12 protein-coding genes are annotated in these 17807 nt (G+C 74.9%); 4 read left to right on the top strand and 8 right to left on the bottom strand.

All coding sequences use genetic code 11. The features are described 5' to 3' along the window. Window positions 1-31: 31 nt before the first annotated feature. Both N555_RS0124940 and N555_RS0124935 read left to right on the top strand, forming a co-directional pair. Window positions 32-4960, top strand: a complete 4929-nt coding sequence (locus tag N555_RS0124940) for an NAD-glutamate dehydrogenase (RefSeq protein ID WP_081866476.1) — start codon at window positions 32-34, stop codon at window positions 4958-4960. A 78-nt stretch (window positions 4961-5038) separates the two neighbouring features. Next, window positions 5039-5785 carry a YqjF family protein gene (locus N555_RS0124935; protein ID WP_029434207.1) on the top strand — a complete coding sequence of 249 codons (747 nt, stop codon included), beginning with the start codon at window positions 5039-5041 and terminating at the stop codon, window positions 5783-5785. A gap of 61 nt (window positions 5786-5846) precedes the next feature. Here the strand turns inward: N555_RS0124935 and N555_RS0124930 are convergent, their stop codons facing one another. Next, window positions 5847-7256 carry an amidase gene (locus tag N555_RS0124930; RefSeq protein ID WP_029434206.1) on the bottom strand — a complete coding sequence of 470 codons (1410 nt, stop codon included), beginning with the start codon at window positions 7254-7256 and terminating at the stop codon, window positions 5847-5849. A 41-nt stretch (window positions 7257-7297) separates the two neighbouring features. Next, on the bottom strand, window positions 7298-7660 hold the full coding sequence (locus N555_RS0124925; RefSeq protein ID WP_029434205.1) for a winged helix-turn-helix transcriptional regulator: 363 nt from the start codon (window positions 7658-7660) through the stop codon (window positions 7298-7300). Window positions 7661-7765: 105 nt separating this feature from the next. Here N555_RS0124925 and N555_RS0124920 point away from each other — a divergent pair, with 105 nt between their 5' ends. Beyond that, window positions 7766-8422, top strand: a complete 657-nt coding sequence (locus N555_RS0124920; RefSeq protein WP_029434204.1) for an FMN-dependent NADH-azoreductase — start codon at window positions 7766-7768, stop codon at window positions 8420-8422. A gap of 7 nt (window positions 8423-8429) precedes the next feature. On the opposite strand, the gene N555_RS0124915 is transcribed toward N555_RS0124920, so the two are convergent. The 4 genes from N555_RS0124915 to N555_RS28905 form a co-directional block, all read right to left on the bottom strand. Next, window positions 8430-11036, bottom strand: a complete 2607-nt coding sequence (locus tag N555_RS0124915; RefSeq protein ID WP_051684447.1) for a SpoIIE family protein phosphatase — start codon at window positions 11034-11036, stop codon at window positions 8430-8432. Window positions 11037-11165: 129 nt separating this feature from the next. After that, window positions 11166-11948, bottom strand: coding sequence for a peroxide stress protein YaaA (gene yaaA, locus N555_RS0124910; RefSeq protein ID WP_034512420.1), 783 nt, complete (start codon window positions 11946-11948; stop codon window positions 11166-11168). A 90-nt stretch (window positions 11949-12038) separates the two neighbouring features. Continuing rightward, complete coding sequence (locus N555_RS26425) at window positions 12039-12773, bottom strand: SPL family radical SAM protein (RefSeq protein WP_369794055.1); 735 nt, start codon at window positions 12771-12773, stop codon at window positions 12039-12041. Between the two features lie 65 nt (window positions 12774-12838). Continuing rightward, window positions 12839-13138: a hypothetical protein gene (locus N555_RS28905; protein WP_231503159.1), complete on the bottom strand. Its 300-nt coding sequence runs from the start codon at window positions 13136-13138 to the stop codon at window positions 12839-12841. A 224-nt stretch (window positions 13139-13362) separates the two neighbouring features. Here N555_RS28905 and N555_RS0124900 point away from each other — a divergent pair, with 224 nt between their 5' ends. Then, window positions 13363-14856, top strand: coding sequence for an arylsulfatase (locus tag N555_RS0124900; protein ID WP_034512418.1), 1494 nt, complete (start codon window positions 13363-13365; stop codon window positions 14854-14856). Window positions 14857-14904: 48 nt separating this feature from the next. Here the strand turns inward: N555_RS0124900 and N555_RS0124895 are convergent, their stop codons facing one another. Together N555_RS0124895 and N555_RS0124890 are read right to left on the bottom strand one after the other, a co-directional pair. Beyond that, window positions 14905-16857: a potassium transporter Kup gene (locus tag N555_RS0124895; RefSeq protein ID WP_029434200.1), complete on the bottom strand. Its 1953-nt coding sequence runs from the start codon at window positions 16855-16857 to the stop codon at window positions 14905-14907. Window positions 16858-16975: 118 nt separating this feature from the next. Then, window positions 16976-17779 (bottom strand): exodeoxyribonuclease III, encoded by an 804-nt coding sequence (locus N555_RS0124890; RefSeq protein WP_029434199.1) that lies wholly within the window; start codon window positions 17777-17779, stop codon window positions 16976-16978. Window positions 17780-17807 lie beyond the last annotated feature (28 nt).

Here is a 17807-nt window from a genome sequence, read left to right as displayed (position 1 = left end):
CGGGGGGCGGCGGCGGGGCTAGCGTCGGCGCATGGCACGCAGCACCGGCAGCGTCGCCGAGGCCGGTCCCTCCCCCGAGCAGCCCTCCCCCGACGGCTCCGCGCCCACCGAGTTGGCCGCCTTCGAGGCCGCCCGCGACGAGAAGCGCAAGCTGCTGCAGGCCGCCGCCGAGCAGTCCCCGTCCGATCCGTCCCTGCCGGCGGGCTGCACCGCCGCGGACCTCCCCGGCCTGTTCCGCCGCTATTACTGGAGCGAGCCGGCGGCCGAGGTCGTCCGGCAGCACCCGGCCGAGCTCGCCGCCCTCGCGCTCGAGCACCTGCGGATCGCCGCCGTCCGCCCGCGCGGCTCGGCCACGGTCGAGATCACCCGCCGCCACGGCACCGGCCCCGGCGGGTCGACGATCAGCCGCTCGATCGTCCTCGTCGTCACCGACGACATGCCCTACCTCGTGGACTCCGTCACCGCCGAGGTGGTCCGCCAGGGCTTCCGGCTCGAGCACGTCGTCCACCCCGTGCTGGTCGTCCGCCGCGACGTCGCCGGGCGGATCGGCGCCTTCTGCGACAGCGCCGACCCCGCTGAGTGCGGCCCCGACGCCGTGGCGGAGTCCTGGATGGCCGTCGTCCTCGACGGCCCGCTGGACGACGAGGCGCGCGAGGACCTCGTCGACGGGCTCCGCACGGTGCTCGCCGACGTCCGCGCCGTCGACGAGGACGCCGACCGGATGCGCCGGCGCGCGCTCGCGCTGGCCGACCGGCTCGACCGGCTCCCCGCCGTGGGCGACGACGAGGACACCGACCCGGCGCACGACCCCGCCGAGACCGCCGCCCTGCTGCGCTGGCTGGCCGAGGGGCACTTCGTGTTCCTCGGCGCGCGCGACGTCGAGCCGCCCACCGGCCGTGCCCGCACCGCCCACGCCGTCCCCGGCACCGGCCTGGGCATGCTGCGCAGCGACCCCGCCGCGGGCTCCGCGCCCCCGGAGTTCCGCGCGGCCGACGGTGCGCTGCTGACCGTCACGAAGGCCGACGTCCGGGCCACCGTGCACCGGCGCGCCTGGCTCGACCTCGTCGCCGTCACCCTGCCCGACGACGACGGCACGCCCCGCCAGCACCGGCTGGCCGGGCTCTGGTCGACCGCGGCGTACGCGAGCAGCGTGCGCGACGTCCCGGTGGTGCGCCGCCGGGTGGCCCAGGTGGTCGCCCGCACCGGTGTCCCGGAGGACAGCCACACCGGCAAGGAGCTGGTGGACCTGCTGGAGGCCCACCCCCGCGACGAGCTGCTCCAGGTCGACGCCGACGAGCTGCTGCCGGTCGCACTCGGGGTGCTGCAGCTGCAGGAGCGCCGGCAGACCCGCCTGTTCCTCCGCCGCGATCCGCAGAACCGGTTCTGGTCGGCGCTGGTCTACCTCCCGCGCGACCGGTACACCACCGAGGTCCGCACCCGGATGCAGCAGCTGCTGCTCGAGCGGCTGGGCGGCAGCAGCATCGAGTACACCGCGCGCGTCACCGAGTCGGTGCTGGCGCGGCTGCACTTCGTCGTCCGCCCGCCGGTGGCCCGCGGCCGCCGGCCGGTGCTGCCCGACGCCGACGTCGCGGCGCTGCAGGCAGAGCTCGCCGCCGCCGCCCGCAGCTGGACCGACGACCTCACCGACACCCTGCAGGCCCGGCACGGCGCCGACGCCGAGCGGTACCTGGCCCGCGTCGCCGACGCCTTCCCGGCCGGCTACCAGGAGGACTTCTCCGCCGCCACGGCCGTCGACGACCTCGCCCGCCTGGACACCCTGGGCCCCGGCGAGCTGGGCCTGCTGCTGCGCCGGCCGCGGGAGGGCGGGGAGGCCCGGCTGTCGGTCTACCGGGTGGGCGAGCGGCTGCTGCTGTCCGACGTCCTTCCGGTGCTGCAGCACATGGGCGTGGACGTCGTCGACGAGCGGCCCTACGAGATCGACCGGATCGGCGCTCCCCCGGCCTGGATCTACGACTTCGGCCTGGCCGCGCCCGGCGGTGAGCTGCCCTTCGCCGGCTCGCTGCCCGAGCGGTTCACCGACGCCGTCCTCGCCGTCTGGCGGGACGAGGCGGAGGACGACGGGCTCGGGGCGCTGGTGCTCCTGGCGGGCCTCAACTGGCGGCAGGTCGCGGTGGTGCGGGCCTACGTGCAGTGGCTGCGGCAGGCCGGTCTGCCGTTCGGCCAGTCCTACGTGGAAGCCACGCTGGCAGCCCACCCCGACGTCGTCGCCCGCCTGGTGGCCCTCTTCGAGACCCGGTTCTCCCCCGGGCGCGCGGCCGGCCGGGCCGAGCGGCAGGAGGCCCTCGCCGGGTCGTTGCGGAAGGCGATCGGCGAGGTCGAGTCGCTGGACGCCGACCGGCTGCTGACCTCGCTGCTCGCCGCCGTCCTCGCGACGCAGCGCACCACCTACTACGCCGTCTCCTCCCCCGGCACGCCGCTGGCGATCAAGCTGCACCCGGCCGAGGTGCCCGACGTCCCCCAGCCCCGGCCGGAACGCGAGGTCTGGGTGAGCTCCCCCCGGGTCATGGGCGTGCACCTGCGCTTCGGCGCGGTCGCCCGGGGCGGGCTGCGCTGGTCCGACCGCCACGAGGACCTGCGCACGGAGGTCCTCGGCCTGGTCAAGGCGCAGATGGTGAAGAACACGGTCATCGTGCCGACCGGGGCGAAGGGCGGGTTCGTCGTCCGCCGGCCCCCGGCCGACCCCTCGCGCGAGGCGCAGCTGGCCGAGGGGCAGGCCTGCTACCGGCTGTTCATCGGCGCGCTGCTGTCGATCACCGACAACCTGAAGGACGGCGAGGTCGTGCCGCCCGACCGCGTGGTCCGCCACGACGGCGACGACAGCTACCTCGTCGTCGCCGCGGACAAGGGGACGGCGACCTTCTCCGACCTGGCCAACTCGGTCGCGCTGGAGCGCGGCTTCTGGCTGGGTGACGCCTTCGCCTCCGGCGGGTCGGTCGGCTACGACCACAAGGCCATGGGCATCACCGCCCGCGGGGCCTGGGAGTCGGTGACCCGGCACTTCCGGGAGCTCGGCGTCGACGTGCAGAGCCAGGGGTTCACCGTCGTCGGCGTGGGCGACATGTCCGGCGACGTGTTCGGCAACGGGATGCTGCTGTCCGAGCACATCCGGCTGGTCGCCGCCTTCGACCACCGGCACGTCTTCGTCGACCCGACGCCCGACGCCGCGACCTCGTTCGCCGAGCGCCGCCGGCTGTTCGACCTGCCGCGCTCCTCGTGGGCCGACTACGACCCCACGCTGATAAGCGCCGGCGGCGGCGTGTGGCCGCGGACGGCGAAGGTGATCCCGGTGAGCGAGCCGATGCGCGCCGCGCTCGGGCTGGACCCCGGCACCGAGAGCCTCTCCCCCGTCGAGCTGGTCCGCGCCGTCCTGCTCGCACCGGTCGACCTGCTGTTCAACGGCGGCATCGGCACCTACGTGAAGGCCGCGACGGAGAGCCACCTCGACGTCGGCGACAAGGCCAACGACGCCGTCCGGGTCGACGGCGGCGAGCTGCGGGTGCGGGTGGTGGGCGAGGGCGGCAACCTCGGGCTGACCCAGCGCGGCCGCGTCGAGTACGCCCTCGCCGGCGGGCGGGTGAACACCGACGCGATCGACAACTCCGCGGGCGTGGACACCTCCGACCACGAGGTCAACATCAAGATCGCGCTCAACGGCGTCGGCCTGGACCCCGAGCGCCGGGCCGCGCTGCTCCAGGGGATGACCGACGAGGTCGCCGTCGCCGTCCTCACCGACAACCACGCGCAGAACGCCGCGCTGGCCGGTGACGTCGCCGCCGCCCGCAGCCTGCTGGACGCCGGTCAGCGGTTCATCCGCTCGCTGGAGCGCAGCGGGCGGCTGGTCCGCGAGGTCGAGGCGCTGCCCGACGACCGCGCCCTCGCCGAGCGCCGCCGCGACGGCCAGGCCCTCACCGGTCCCGAGCTGTCGGTGCTGCTCGCCTACGCCAAGCTCGAGGCCGGGGACGCCGTCCTGGCCTCGGAGCTGCCCGACGACCCGGCGCTGGCCCCGCTGCTCACCGGGTACTTCCCCACCGCGCTGCGCGAGCGCTTCCCCGACGCGGTGTCGGGCCATCCGCTGCGCCGGGAGATCGTGGCCACCGCCCTCACGAACCGGTCGGTCAACATCGCGGGCGTCACCGGCCTGTTCCGGCTGGCCGAGGAGACCGGGGTCGGGCTCGCCGGCGTCGTGCGGGCGCACGCGGTCGCCCGGACCGTGTTCGAGGTGGACCGGCTCTGGGACGCCGCCCGTCCGCTGGACAACCGGGTCCCCGCCGCCGTCCAGATCGAGCTGCGCACCGAGGCGACCCGGCTGGCCGAGCGGGCGACCCGCTGGCTGCTCCGGCGGCCCGAGCTGGCCGGCGACCGGCCCGTTCCCATCAGCGAGGTGGTCGCCCGCTTCACCGCGCCCGTCGCCGCGGTGCGCGCGGGGCTGCCCGGCTGGCTGCTGGGCGCCGAGGCCGCCGCCTACGCCGAGCGGACCGGGCGGCTGCGGACGGCCGGCGTCCCCGCCGCGCAGGCGGCCGAGGTCGCCGCCGCGTCGCTGATGCCGGCCGCCCTGGACCTCGCCGTCGTCGCCGAGCGGACCGGCGCCTCCGTCGAGCTGGCCGGCCGGGTGCAGCAGTGCCTGGCCGAGCGGCTCGGCCTCGTGGCGCTGCGGGAGCTGGTCACCGCGCTGCCCCGGGACCGGCGCTGGCCGTCGCTGGCCCGCGCGACGCTCCGGGACGACCTCGCCGCCGAGGAGGCCGCGCTCACCGCGCAGGTGGTCGAGGGCGCGGTCGCCGGCGCGGATGCCGCCGAGCTGGTGGCCCGCTGGATCGACGGCTGGGACGCCACCCAGCGCCGGGCCGCCGCCCAGCTCGCCGACCTCTCGTCGGGGGACCGCCAGGAGCTGGCCGAGCTGCTGGTCGCCGTCCGGACCCTCCGCGGCCTGCGCGGCCGCTGACCCTCTTCCGTGCAGAACCGCCATTCCGCACGGTGCAGAACCGCCATTCCGCACGGTGGGCAGGGGGACGCTGGGGGAGTGCCCCCTCTCCTCCCGGCCGAGCCCGAGCCGGTCACCGCCACGGCGCCGCGCGCCGCCGGCCGCACCCTCTTCACCCAGGGGTGGCGCGACGTGGCCTTCCTGCACTGGGCGGTCGACCCGGCGCGGGTCGCACCGCTGCTGCCACCGGGCACCCGCCCGGACGTGCTCGACGGGGTCACCTACGTCGGGCTCGTCCCGTTCCGGATGCGCCGCATCGGGATCGCCGGCAGCCCGGGGCTGCCGTGGGTGGGCTCGTTCCTGGAGACCAACATCCGGCTGTACTCGGTCGACGGCCTCGGCCGCCGGGGCGTGGTCTTCCGGTCGCTGGAGGCCGAGCGGTTGCCGACGGTGCTCGTCGCCCGCGGGATCGCGCGACTGCCCTACACCTGGGCCCGGATGCGGCTGGACCGCGACGGCGACCGGCTGACCTACACCTCCCGCCGCCGCTGGCCCGCACCGCGCGGAGCCGCCAGCCGGGTCGAGTTCCGCGTCGGGGGCCGGCTGGCGGAGCCCGATCGCCTCGCGGCCTTCCTCACCGGCCGCTGGGGCCTGCACCAGAACGCGTTCGGCCGCACCCGCTACTGGCCCAACGAGCACCCGGCCTGGCCGCTGCACCAGGCTGAGCTGCTCGGCTGGGACGACGACCTCGCCGCGGCCGCCGGACTGCCCGTGGCCGGCCCGCCGGACAGCGTCCTGTACTCCCCCGGCGTCGACGTCCGGTTCGGCCCCCGCGTGCGGGGCTGACGCTGGTCGATGCCCTCGTCTGCGATTCTCTAGCTCCGAAGCTAGAGAGCCGCAGACGGCGTCAGAGGACGGGTGCGGGCAGCGGTCCGCGCGCCTTCTCGAAGGCGTGCCCGATCGCCAGCACCCGCCGGTCGGCCCGGGGCGGCCCGACGACCTGCAGCCCGACCGGCAGGCCGTCGGGGGTCAGGCCGGCGGGCACCGACAGGGCCGGGCAGCCGGTGGGGGAGAGCAGCGTGCACGACCGCATCCACTCGAGGTAGTTGGCCTGCTCCACCCCGTCGATCTCGGTCGGATACTCCTGCCCGACCGGGAAGGGCAGCACCTGGGTGGTCGGCGCCAGGAGGACGTCGTACCGGTCGAAGAACTCCACGATCCGCTCGAACAGTCGGGTGTGCTGCTGCTCCGCGCGGGCGAGGTCGGCGCCGGTGAGGCGGGCCCCCTGCCCGGCGTTCCACCGGATGGCCTCCTTGACCAGCTCGGGGGAGCGGCGGACGAGGTCGCCGAAGGAGGCGTCGAACAGCCAGGCGCGCAGCGTGCCGAAGACGTCGTCCGCGCCCCCGAGGTCCGGGCAGGCCTCCTCCACCGTGGCGCCGAGGCCCTCGAACACCCCGACGACCGGGGCCAGCGCCTCCCGGACCGCCCGGTCGACGGCGATCCGGCCGCCCAGGTCCGGCGCCCACGCCACGCGCAGCCCCGGCAGCTCCTCGGGCAGGGACGGGTCGCCCGTGTCGGCGTCCAGCGAGATCGGCACCCGGGGGTCGGGGCCGGCGATGGCGGACAGGGTGAGCGCGACGTCGGCGACGGTGCGGCCCATCGGCCCCTGCACGGACAGCTGGGACCAGGCCATCGGTGCCGGCCAGGTCGGCACCCGGCCGGGCGTGGGCCGCAGGCCGACGACGCCGCAGAACGCGGCCGGGTTGCGCAGCGAGCCGCCCATGTCGCTGCCCTCGGCGAGCGGGACCAGGCCCGCGGCCAGTGCGGCCGCGGCCCCACCGCTGGAACCGCCGGCCGACAGCCCGTGCCGGTACGGGTTGTGGGTCGCCCCGAACAGCGTGTTGAAGGTGTGCGAGCCGGCGGCGAACTCGGGGACGTTGGTCTTGCCGACCCGGATCGCGCCGGCCCGGCGCAGCCGCTCGACCACCAGCTCGTCGCGCGCCGGCACGTGGTCGGCGTACACCGGCCAGCCCCAGGTCGTGCGCATCCCGCCGGTGACGTGGGTGTCCTTGTGTGCCACGGGCAGGCCGTGCAGCGGCCCGACGGGGTCGCCCGCGGCCAGGGCGGCGTCGGCGACGTCGGCGGAGGCCCGGGCCCCCTCGGGATCGAGCGTGACCAGGGCGGTGAGCCCCGGGTTCAGCCGGTCGATCCGTGCCAGGGAGGCCTCGAGCAGTTCCCGGGCCGACACCTCACGGGAGTGGAGCAGCGCGGCCAGTTCGGTGGCCGGCCGCAGGCACAGCTCCTCGTCGACGGTCACCGGACGAGGCTGCCACACCGGACGGTGCCGGTCGGCGGCACTCAGCAGCCGGGGGCCTGCTCGGCGCAGCGCTGCACGGGCAGGTTCTCCCGCGCCCAGTCGGTGAGCTGGTCGAGCACGGGCAGCAGCGCGGCACCGGCCTCGGTGAGCTCGTAGGTCACCGCGACCGGCGGGCCGGGATCGACGGCCCGGTGCACCAGCCCGGCTGCCGCCAGCTCGGTCAGCCGGTCGGACAGCACGGAGTCGCTGATGCCCCCGACCGCGCGGCGCACGCCGCTGAAGGTGGCCGGCCCCCGGGTCAGCACGCCGATGATCAGCCCGTTCCAGCGCTTGCCGAGGAAGCCGAAGGCGCGGCTCAGCGCGTCGTCGCACGCCTGCGGGGTGTGCAGGACCTCCTCGGACACCCGCCCATCCTAGGCGGCCGGGTCAGGGATCACTTCGTTTCCCGAAGTGCTAGCTTTCTCGAAGCACTAGTCATCTCCTAGTAACTCCCAGAGAGCGAGCACCCCATGTCCCTGTTCCGTCTGGACGCGAGCATCCGCGTCGAGGGCTCTGCCAGCCGCGAGATCGCCGACATCGTCGAGGCCGGGTGGCGCGAGGGCGACCCGGCGGCCCCGGTGGTCCGCCGCCACCTCGGCACCGAGCCCGTGCCGGCCACCGCCTGGGCCGCGGCCGTCGCGGGGTCCGCCACGCCGGCCGCGGAGCGCACCGCCGAGCAGGCCGAGGCCGTGGCGCTCGCGGCCACCCTGACCGACGAGCTGGTCGACGCCGAGGCGCTGCTGTTCGCCGTGCCGCTGTACAACTTCGGCGTCTCCCAGCACTTCAAGACCTGGGTCGACCTCGTGATCACCGACCCGCGCATGGGCCCGGGCGCGCCGCCGCCCCTGGCCGGCAGGCCCGCCGTCCTCGTGACGGTCCGCGGCGGCAACTACTCCGCGGGCACCCCGCGCGAGGGCTGGGACCACGCCACCTCCTGGATGCGCCGGATCCTCGAGGACGTCTGGCAGCTGGACCTGCGCGTCGTCGAGCGGGAGTTCACCCTCGTCGGCGTCAACCCGGCCCTGGACTCCTTCGCCGACGTCGCCGCCGAGCTCAAGCAGGCCGCGGAGCGCGAGGCCGCCGGCCACGCGCCGCACCTGCGCAGCCGCGGGTCGCTCGCCGCCTGAGCGACCCTCAGGGGGTCGCGGGGTCGTCGGGGACGACGCCGGGCACGCGGTTGGGGCCGGCCTCGGGCGGACGGGGCCGGCTCTGCGGGTGCAGCCGGACGGCGACCACCGCGACGTCGTCCTCCGGGCGGCCGTCGACCAGCCGCTCCAGCACCTCGTCGAGGAGCTGTTCCAGTGGCAGGGAGGCGAGCTCGGTCAGGGTCTGCCGCAGCCGGAGGACGCCGGCGTCGAGGTCGGAGTCCCGGCGCTCCACCAGCCCGTCGGTGTAGAGCAGCACCGTCGCGCCGCGGTCGAGGGTGACCACGGACTCCTTGCGGACGGCGTCGGCGTCCACCCCGAGCAGCAGGTCGCCCTGCCAGGAGGCGAGCTCGGCGACGCTGCCGTCGGGCTGCAGGACCAGCGGGGGGAGGTGCCCGGCGTTGGCCCAGCGCAGCCGGGTGACGCCCCGGGCCCGTTCGTCGTCGCTCTGCTCCAGGCGGGCGACGGCGGCGGTCGCCAGGACGTCGGTGCCGAGCACCGCCATGGAGGCGTCCAGCCCGCGCAGCACCTCGGCCGGCGCGGCGTCGCTGTAGGTGGCGATGCCCCGCAGCAGCCCGCGCAACTGCCCCATGGCGGCGGCGGCCGCGGTGTCGTGCCCGACGACGTCGCCGATCACGAGCACCGTCGCGCCGCAGGGTTGCAGGAAGGCGTCGTACCAGTCCCCGCCCACGCGCGCCGCCTCGGCGGCCGGCAGGTACCGGACGGCGACCTCGGCGTGGTCGGGCTCGGGCGGCTCGGTGAGCAGGCTGCGCTGCAGCCCCTCGGCCAGCTGCTGCTGCTGGCGGTAGAGGCGGGCGTTGTCCAGCGCCAGCCCGGCGCGGTCGGCGACGTCCTGCGCCGTGGCCAGGTCCTCCTGGCGCGGGGTCCAGCCGCGCCGGAAGAACAGCGTGAGGACGCCGAGGGTGCGCCCGCGCGCCCGCAGCGGCAGGGCGACCCCGCTCTCGGGGTCCAGCACCGTCAGGGTGTCGCGGGCCTCGCCGGGAGGGAGCAGGCCCAGGACCTCGCGGAGCGGCGCGTGCACCGGCTCGCCGGAGACCAGCGCACGGCCCACCGGGGCGGTCGCGGGCATGGCGTCCAGGCGCGCCGCCGCGTAGCGGGCGACCAGCGGCCGCAGTGCGGGGTCGGCGTGCCAGTGGCCCACGTCGCGGGGCCGTCCCTCGTCGTCGACCAGGGAGACGATGCACCAGTCGGACAGCGCGGGGGCGACGAGCCGCGGGAGGTGCGCGGTGGCGGCCTGGGCGTCCAGAGAGCCGGCGAGCTCGGCGCTGACCTGGGCGAGGAGCGCCAGCCGCTGCGCCGAGCGCTCGGCCCGGGCCTGCACCTGCCGGCGCTCGGTCACCTCGACGAAGTACACCGACAGGCCCTCGGGGCTGGGCCAGGCGCGCAGCTCGAACCAGCCGTCCAGCGGGGGCGGGTAGTAGGCGTCGAAGGCGGTGGGCCGCCCGGTGCGGACGGCGGCGCGGTACTGCTCCTCGAAGACGCTGTTCACCGCGGCCGGGAAGGCGTCCCAGAACAGCTCCCCCAGGAGCTCGTCGCGGGAGTGCCAGAGCAGCCGCTCGGCCTCGGCGTTGACGTAGGTGAACCGCCAGTCCCGGTCGAGGGAGTAGAAGCCGGCCGGCATGGCCTCCAGCACCCGGGACACGCGCACGTCCTCCGACCGCAGGTCGGTGGTGTCGTACGCGGCACCGACGAACCGCACGGGGGTGCCGTCGGCATCGGTCACGGTCCGCCCGCGCGCCTGCACCCAGCGGGTGTCCCCGCCGGGCAGCACCACCCGGTACTCGGCCTCGAACTCGCGCCGGGACTCGATCGAGGCCTGCAGCGCCTCCGACACCCGGGGCAGGTCGCCGGGGTGCACCCGTGCGTGGAACGCGCCCATGGTGGAGTCGAACTCCGCCGGCGCGTAGCCGAACATCGCCATGAGCCGCTCGTCCCAGACGAGCTCACCGGTGCGCAGGTCCCAGTCGAAGGCACCCACCCCGCCGGCGTCGACGGCCAGGCGCCAGCTGACCCGGACCCGGTCGTACTCCACGACCAGGGCGGCGAGCTCCAGCTCCGTGGCGACGGAGGCGGCCAGCTGGGCGAGCAGGCCCGCGTCGGCGTCGGTCCACGCGTGCGGCTGCGGGTCGAAGACGCAGAGCGTGCCCACGGTGCTGCCGTCGGGTGCGGCGACCGGCGCGCCGAGGTAGGCGCCGATCTGCCCGCCGGTCACCCAGGTCAGGTCGCGGACGCGGTCGTCGGCGGCGGCGTCGGGGATGACCAGGGGCGCCCGCGCGGCGGCAGCCAGGCCGCAGAACGACTCCTCGACGGGGATCTCGTCCCCGACCGTCGGGGCGGCGTCACCCGCGGCGCCCGCCACGAGCAGGACGTCGTCGATGAGCGACACCTGCGCCGAGCGGGCACCCAGCAGACGGGCGGCGAGCTCGGTGATCCGGTCGAGCGCCGGGTTGCCCGCCTCGGTCGGACGGAGGCGCAGCGCCGCCGCCACCCGCTCGGGATCCGAGCGCAGCAGGGTGGCGGCGCGGGCGGTCGCCGGCTCGTCGGCGGCAGGCGCGGGCCGCGCTGCGTCGGACACAGCTCTCCTCTGCCCCATGGGCACGGGAGCCGACCGGCTTGCGGCTCATTTTCGGCACAGTTATGACACGGGAGGTCCGTTGCGGGCAACAGGCTCGACCGGAAAGCCGCGCGACAGCACGCTGGGTGATCAGTCGGCGGGTATGCGGTCGCGCCGCGTCACCTCGTCGGCCGGGACGACGAGGGTGAGCGCCGTCCCGCCGCTGTGCTCGACGGTCAGGCCCGCGCGCCGCAGCAGCGCCCGCAGCCGCACCACGTCGGCCGGCTCGGCCGTGGTGGTGGCCAGCAGCCGGGCGACCCGGCCCTTGTGCGCCTTGTTGAAGTGGCTGACCACCGACCGGGAGCCGTCGGGCCGCTCGCTCAGCACCTCGACCGTGACCGCCCCCGGCACCGGCGCGAGCGCCTGGTAGGAGCCGCTGCGCAGGTCGACGACGAGCTCTCCGGCGGCGGCGAGCGCGGGGGAGAGGACGGGCTTCCACAGCGCCCGCAACGTCGGCAGCCCCGGCAGGACGGTGCCGGCCGAGAGCCGGTAGGCCGGGATGGCGTCGGTGCCGCGGACCAGCCCGAACAGCGCCGACCCCACGGCCAGCCGGCGATCGGCGCGGGCCCGCTGGGCGCGGGTCAGCGAGCGCACGTCGAGCGCGTCGTAGAGGACGCCGGTGTAGCGGTCCAGCGCCGGCAGCGTGGGTGCGGTCAGGAGTGCGGCGTTGCGCTCGACCTCGGCGGCGGCCTGCTTGCCCGAGAGACCGAGCACCTTCGCGGTGAGCTCCGGGTCCGCGGCCAGCTCCACGAGCGCCTCGACCAGCCGCTCGCGCACGGGGGTCAGCTCCGGCGTCGCCAGCGCGCCGAGGTCGAGCGGGGGGCCGTCCCCACCGGGGTGCTTGGTCTCGGACGGGGGGAGCAGGACGAGCACGAGGAGCCAGGTTACGTCGAGGCATAGGAAGCTCTCCCCACGTCCTCGGCGTCGATACGTGGGGAAAGCCTCCAATGCCTCAGTTGTCGCTCACGTCCAGTACAGGAGGCGGGCGGAGGGGAGGCGGGCCGGCAGCTCGCGCTCGAACCAGCTCCGCAGCTCGGCCATCGTCTCCTTCGGGTAGACGTGCTTCACCGCGCCGAACTTCCCTCGCTTGGTCGTGCGCCGGCTCTCGTCCATCTCGAGCCTCGTCCGCGGGTACCAGTCGAGGAGGGTCTCCTTCGAGCCGGGCGTGAAGCGGTGGGTGATGCACTCGACGGTGAGGTCGGCGCCTGGGGGCAGCACTGCGGCGACGTCGTCGAGCAGGGCGCCGTACTCCTCGCGCCAGCCCTCGACCGGCATGATCGGCGCGATGGTCAGCCCGACCGGGTGGCCGGCCGCGGCGACCGCGCCCAGAGCCGCCAGCCGGGCGGGGACCTTCGCCGTGGAGCCCTCGAAGCGGCGGTCGACCGACGTGGCGTTGACCGAGAAACGCAGCCGGGTGCGGCCGCCGTGCGGGAGGTCCAGCAGCCCGGCGACGTCGTCGAACTTCGTGGTCGCCCGCAGCTGCACCGGGCCGGACCAGTCGTGCGTGTCGAAGTGCGTGATCGCCGCGGCGAGGCCGCCGGTCAGGTGCTCGAGGGCGAGCGGATCGGTGTAGCAGGACGCCTCGAACGTCGTCCCCTCGTCGCCGCGCGCCGCGGTGCCCGACGTGACGGTGCCGGCGCCCACGTAGCCGTCCAGGCCGGACAGCGCCTCGTCGAGGTCGGCCCACACCCGGGTGATCGGCGGGCCGGTCAGCGAGCCGGCGAGATAGCAGTACTGGCAGTGCGCGGGGCAGGGCGGGTGGGTCAGGTCACGGCGAGGTCCAGCCGGAAGTCCGCCGACGGGGCGATCGGCTGCAGCCGGCGCTTGGACGGCGGCGGCACGACGAGGGCGAGCGTGTCCTTGGCGGCCATGAACGCGGCGCGGTCGCCGTCGCCGCGCAGGTTGGGCAGCCGGTCGCCGCGCAACAGCTCGACGGCGGTCACGCCGGCGGCCTCCAGCCGGGCGAGCACGCGCTGCCCGTGCGGCCGCTCGGCGGCGGAGCGGGTGACGAGGACGCGGGACGGCGTCCAGACGCGGGACGGGGCGAGCACCGGAGAGGTCATCACCCGGGACGACACCCCAGCGGGTCCGGTCCCCGCCCGCGCCCCGGGTGAGGTCGACCACCACGGAGCGGTCTCATCCGCTCCGGCGGATGCCGGGTCGGCGTCCCGCACGGTCTCCTCTGCTCAGGCAGCAGCGCGGTACGCCTGCTCGGACGTCATGCCGCTCGGGGGCCTCCCGGCGCCGTCCGGGCGCGAACGAGGCGGCCCGATCCCGAGGAGCGCACATGGCACGCACGGACGCCCGCCGGCCGAACATCATCGTCTTCATGTCCGACGACGTCGGCTGGGGCGACCTGGGCTGCTACGGCGGCGGGGAGAACCGGGGAGCGGCGACGCCGAACCTGGACCGGCTCGCGGCCGAGGGCCTGCAGTTCCTGTCCTTCTACGGGCAGCCCAGCTGCACGCCCGGCCGGGCCGCGGCCATGACCGGTCGGCTGCCGATCCGCAGTGGCATGACGGCGGTGGCCTTCCCCGGGCAGGGCGGTGGGCTCCCCGCCGGGGAGTGGACCGTCGCCAGCGTGCTCAAGCAGGCCGGTTACGACACCTGCCAGATCGGCAAGTGGCACCTCGGCGAGGAGGACTACTCCATGCCGACGGAGCACGGGTTCGACGAGATGCACAACACGACGCTCTACCACCTGAACGCGTACACCTACACCGATCCGACGTTCAACCCCGACTTCCCCTTCGACGACCCCGAGGTCATGAAGATGTGGGGCGACGTGATCGGTGCCGTCGAGGGCCGGGCGGGCGAGCACTGGAAGGAGACCGAGAAGCTCGACGCCGCGAAGATCCCGTTCATCGACGAGAAGTCCGTCGAGCACGCCACCGCCTACATCGCCGAGCACGCGACGGCCGACGCCCCGTTCTTCCTCTACCTGAACACCGCGAAGATGCACCAGCCGAACCTGCCGCACCCGGACTTCGTCGGGAGCTCGGCGGGGAAGAGCAAGTACCTGGACTCGCTGGTCGAGCTCGACCACCACGTGGGCACGGTCGTCGACGAGGTCCGGAGACTCGGCATCGAGCAGGACACGCTCATCGTCTGGACGACCGACAACGGTGCGTGGCAGGACGTCTACCCCGACTGCGGGTACACCCCGTTCCGGGGCACCAAGGGCACCGACTACGAGGGGGGCAGCCGGGTCCCCGCGATCGCGTGGTGGCCGGGCGTCATCGAGCCCGGCCGGCGCACCGCCGACATCGTGGGCTCGCTCGACTTCATGGCCACCTTCGCGGCGCTGGCCGGGGTCGACCTCCCCACCGAGGCCCGCGACGGCGTGCCGACGATCTTCGACAGCTGTGACCAGACCGCGCTGCTGGAGGGGACGGGGCCCTCGACGCGGGACACCTGGTTCTACATGACCGAGACCGAGCTCATCCCCGGCGCGGTGCGCCACGGGAAGTGGAAGGCGATCTGGAACATCCGCGAGGGCTGGAAGGGTGCCGCCGAGTACACGAACGTCGCGCCGGAGCTGTTCGACCTCTGGAACGACCCGGGGGAGCGGTACGACCGGTTCATGAACGGCTGGGCGGAGAAGACCTGGCAGGCCCCGCAGATGGGCGCCAAGGCCCTCAGCCTGCTGCCGACCTACAAGCAGTACCCGAACCGGCCGCTGCAGACGGCCGGGATCAGCGGGGCGATGTTCGACGTCGAGGACGCCCAGGTCCAGCAGCAGGTGCAGAAGCTCCTGCACTCGATCGTCGCCGGCAAGTGACGGCCGTGGCCGCGACCCCGGCGGGCTTGCCACGACCGCCGGCCGACCTCACACGTCGACCGGGCTGCCCATCGTGACGGTGCGGTCGACCGGCAGCCCGAAGTAGGCGGTGGGGTCGGCGGCGTTGCGGGACAGCGCGACGAAGAGCGCCTTGCGCCACTGCGCCATGCCATGGGCCCGGGTGCGCCGGATCGGCCCCCGGGAGAGGAAGTACGACGCACCGGCGACGTCCAGGGTGCCGGGCTCGAGCACCCCCGCCTCCTCGGCCTGGCGCAGTGCGAGGGGGAGGTCCGGCTCGTCGGAGAAGCCGAAGCGGATGAACAGGTGCTGGATGCCGTCGTCCTCGTGGCCCAGGTGATCGAGGGTGAAGCGCTCGGCGACGGGCACGTGCGGCACGGTCTCCGATCCGGCGGTGACGATGACGACGGCGCGGTGCAGCACCTGGTTGTGCTCGACGTTGGCCCGCAACGCCAGGGGGGTGGTGTCCTTGCCCGGGTGCGGGAACACGGCGGTGCCCGCCACCCGGGGGATGTCGCGCGCGTACAGCTCCTCGACGAACTCCCCGAGCGACCCCTCCTGCCGCCTCCGGTTCGCCGCGACGATCTCCCGGCCGCGCCGCCAGGTGGTCATGAGGGTGAACACCAGCAGCGCGATGAGCAGCGGGAGCCACCCACCGTGGGCGACCTTCGACAGGTTGGCCGCCAGGAAGGTGGCCTCCACGCCACCGAACGCGACCGCGGCGAGAGCGAGCTTCCACGGCGGCCACTTCCACAGCACCCGGGCCACGGCCAGCAGCAGCAGCGTGTCGATGACGAGCGCCCCGGTGACCGAGACGCCGTACGCGGTGGCCAACCGCTCCGCGGAGCGGAACGACAGCATCACCACCATCACCCCGACGAAGAGGGCCGCGTTGACGCCGGGCAGGTAGATCTGGCCGCCCTCGTGCTCCGACGTTTGGCGCACCGTGACCGGCGGCAGCAGCCCGAGCTGCACGGCCTGCCTCGACAGCGAGAAGGCGCCGGTGATGACGGCCTGGCTGGCGATCACCGTCGCGGCGGTGGCGAGCAGCACCATGGGCGCCTGTGCCCACCCGGGGAACAGCAGGTAGAAGGGGCTGGCGGCCGACTCGGGGTGACGGAGGATGAGCGAGGCCTGACCCAGGTAGTCCAGGGTGAGCGCCGGGAAGACGACGAAGAACCAGGCGCGGGCGATCGGCGGCCGGCCGAAGTGCCCCATGTCGGCGTAGAGGGCCTCCGCGCCGGTGATGACGAGCACCACCGCGCCCATCGCGACGAACGCGATGCCCGGGTGGTCCACCACGAAGAGGACGGCGTAGGTCGGGGACAGGCCGCGGAGCACACCCGGCTCCGCCACGATCCCGCTCACCCCCGCCGCGGCCAGGGCGGCGAACCAGAGCAGCATGACCGGCCCGAACAGCGCGCCGACCCGGCCGGTCCCGAAGCGCTGCGCGGCGAACAGGACGGCGAGGATGACGGCGGCCACCGGCACGACCAGGTGCCCGAGACCCGGCGCGACGACCCGCACGCCCTCCACCGCGGACAGCACGCTGATCGCCGGGGTGATCAGGGAGTCGCCGTAGAAGAGCGCCACCCCCAGGATGCCGAGGACGACGAAGGTCGCGGACCGGGAGCTCCGGGAGTACAGCCGGCGGGCCAGCGCGGTGAGCGCCATGACGCCGCCCTCGCCGTTGTTGTCGGCCCGCATGAGGACGCCGATGTACTTGATCGACACGATCAGCGTGACCGACCAGAACATCATGGAGATCACGCCGTAGACGTCACCCTCGGTCGGCCGCACGGCGCCGCCGTCGATGGAGAACACCGTCTGGAGGGCGTACAGCGGGCTGGTCCCGATGTCGCCGAACACGACCCCGAGGGCGGCGAGGAGCAGCGCGTTGCGCGCGCGGCCGTGCCCGTGCGCCGGCGGTGCGGGGTCGGGCGCGGGTGCGGTGGCCCCGGGCGCCGTCGTCGGACCTGACACGAGCGTGCCTCCCGTGGATGGCGAGGCCGCGTCCGGAGGCCCGGACCCGGCCCGGTCGAGTCTGCACCGCCGCGCCGTCCCCGCCGTCGTGCGCGCCCCGCGGACCGGGACCGGTGGGTCAGTCCGCCAGGTCGACGACGACGGGGGCGTGGTCGCTGGCGCCCTTGCCCTTGCGCTCCTCGCGGTCGATCCGGGCGCCGGACACCCGCCGGGCCAGCGCGGGGGAGCCCAGCACGAAGTCGATCCGCATGCCCTCGCGGCGCGGGAAGCGCAACTGCGTGTAGTCCCAGTACGTGTAGACCCCGGGACCGGGCGTGTACGGGCGGACGACGTCGCTGAACCCCGCCTCGACCACGCCGCGGAAGGCCTCCCGCTCGGGCGGGGAGACGTGCGTGGAGTGCGAGAAGACCGACATGTCCCACACGTCGTCGTCCTGCGGGGCGATGTTCCAGTCGCCGACCAGGGCGACCTGCGCCTCGGAGTCGTCGGTCAGCCAGCCGCCGGCCGAGATCCGCAGCGCCTCGAGCCAGGCCAGCTTGTAGTCCAGGTGCGGGTCGCCGAGCTGCCGGCCGTTGGGCACGTAGAGGCTCCACACCCGCACGCCGCCGCAGGTGGCGCCGAGCGCGCGGGCCTCGGGGGCCGGGTCCACCCCCTCCTTGGCCGACCACGACGGCATGCCGGGGAAGCCCACCTGGACGTCGGAGATCCCCACCCGCGACAGCAGCGCGACACCGTTCCACTGCGAGTGGCCGACGTGCGCGACGTCGTAACCCAGCTCACGGAACCGGGCCTCGGGGAACTGGTCGTCCCGGCACTTCGTCTCCTGGAGGGCCAGGACGTCGACGTCCGAGCGCTCCAACCAGGCGACCACCCGGTCGACGCGAGAGCGGATGGAGTTGACGTTCCACGTGGCCAGACGCACGTCCACCGAGCTTACGGAGTGGTCCCGT

The organism is Blastococcus sp. URHD0036 (assembly GCF_000701365.1).
GTDB lineage: Bacteria > Actinomycetota > Actinomycetes > Mycobacteriales > Geodermatophilaceae > Trujillonella.
Note: the sequence above shows the minus strand (reverse complement) of the source record. Positions and strands in the feature narration are given on the sequence as shown.

Excerpts from the sequence above, each read along its gene's own strand:
- N555_RS0124920 (WP_029434204.1), top strand. The coding sequence starts at position 7,766 with ATGTCCCTGTTCCGTCTGGACGCGAGCATCCGCGTCGAGGGCTCTGCC.
- N555_RS0124900 (WP_034512418.1), top strand. The coding sequence starts at position 13,363 with ATGGCACGCACGGACGCCCGCCGGCCGAACATCATCGTCTTCATGTCC.
- N555_RS0124940 (WP_081866476.1), top strand. The coding sequence starts at position 32 with ATGGCACGCAGCACCGGCAGCGTCGCCGAGGCCGGTCCCTCCCCCGAG.
- N555_RS28905 (WP_231503159.1), bottom strand. The coding sequence starts at position 13,138 with ATGACCTCTCCGGTGCTCGCCCCGTCCCGCGTCTGGACGCCGTCCCGC.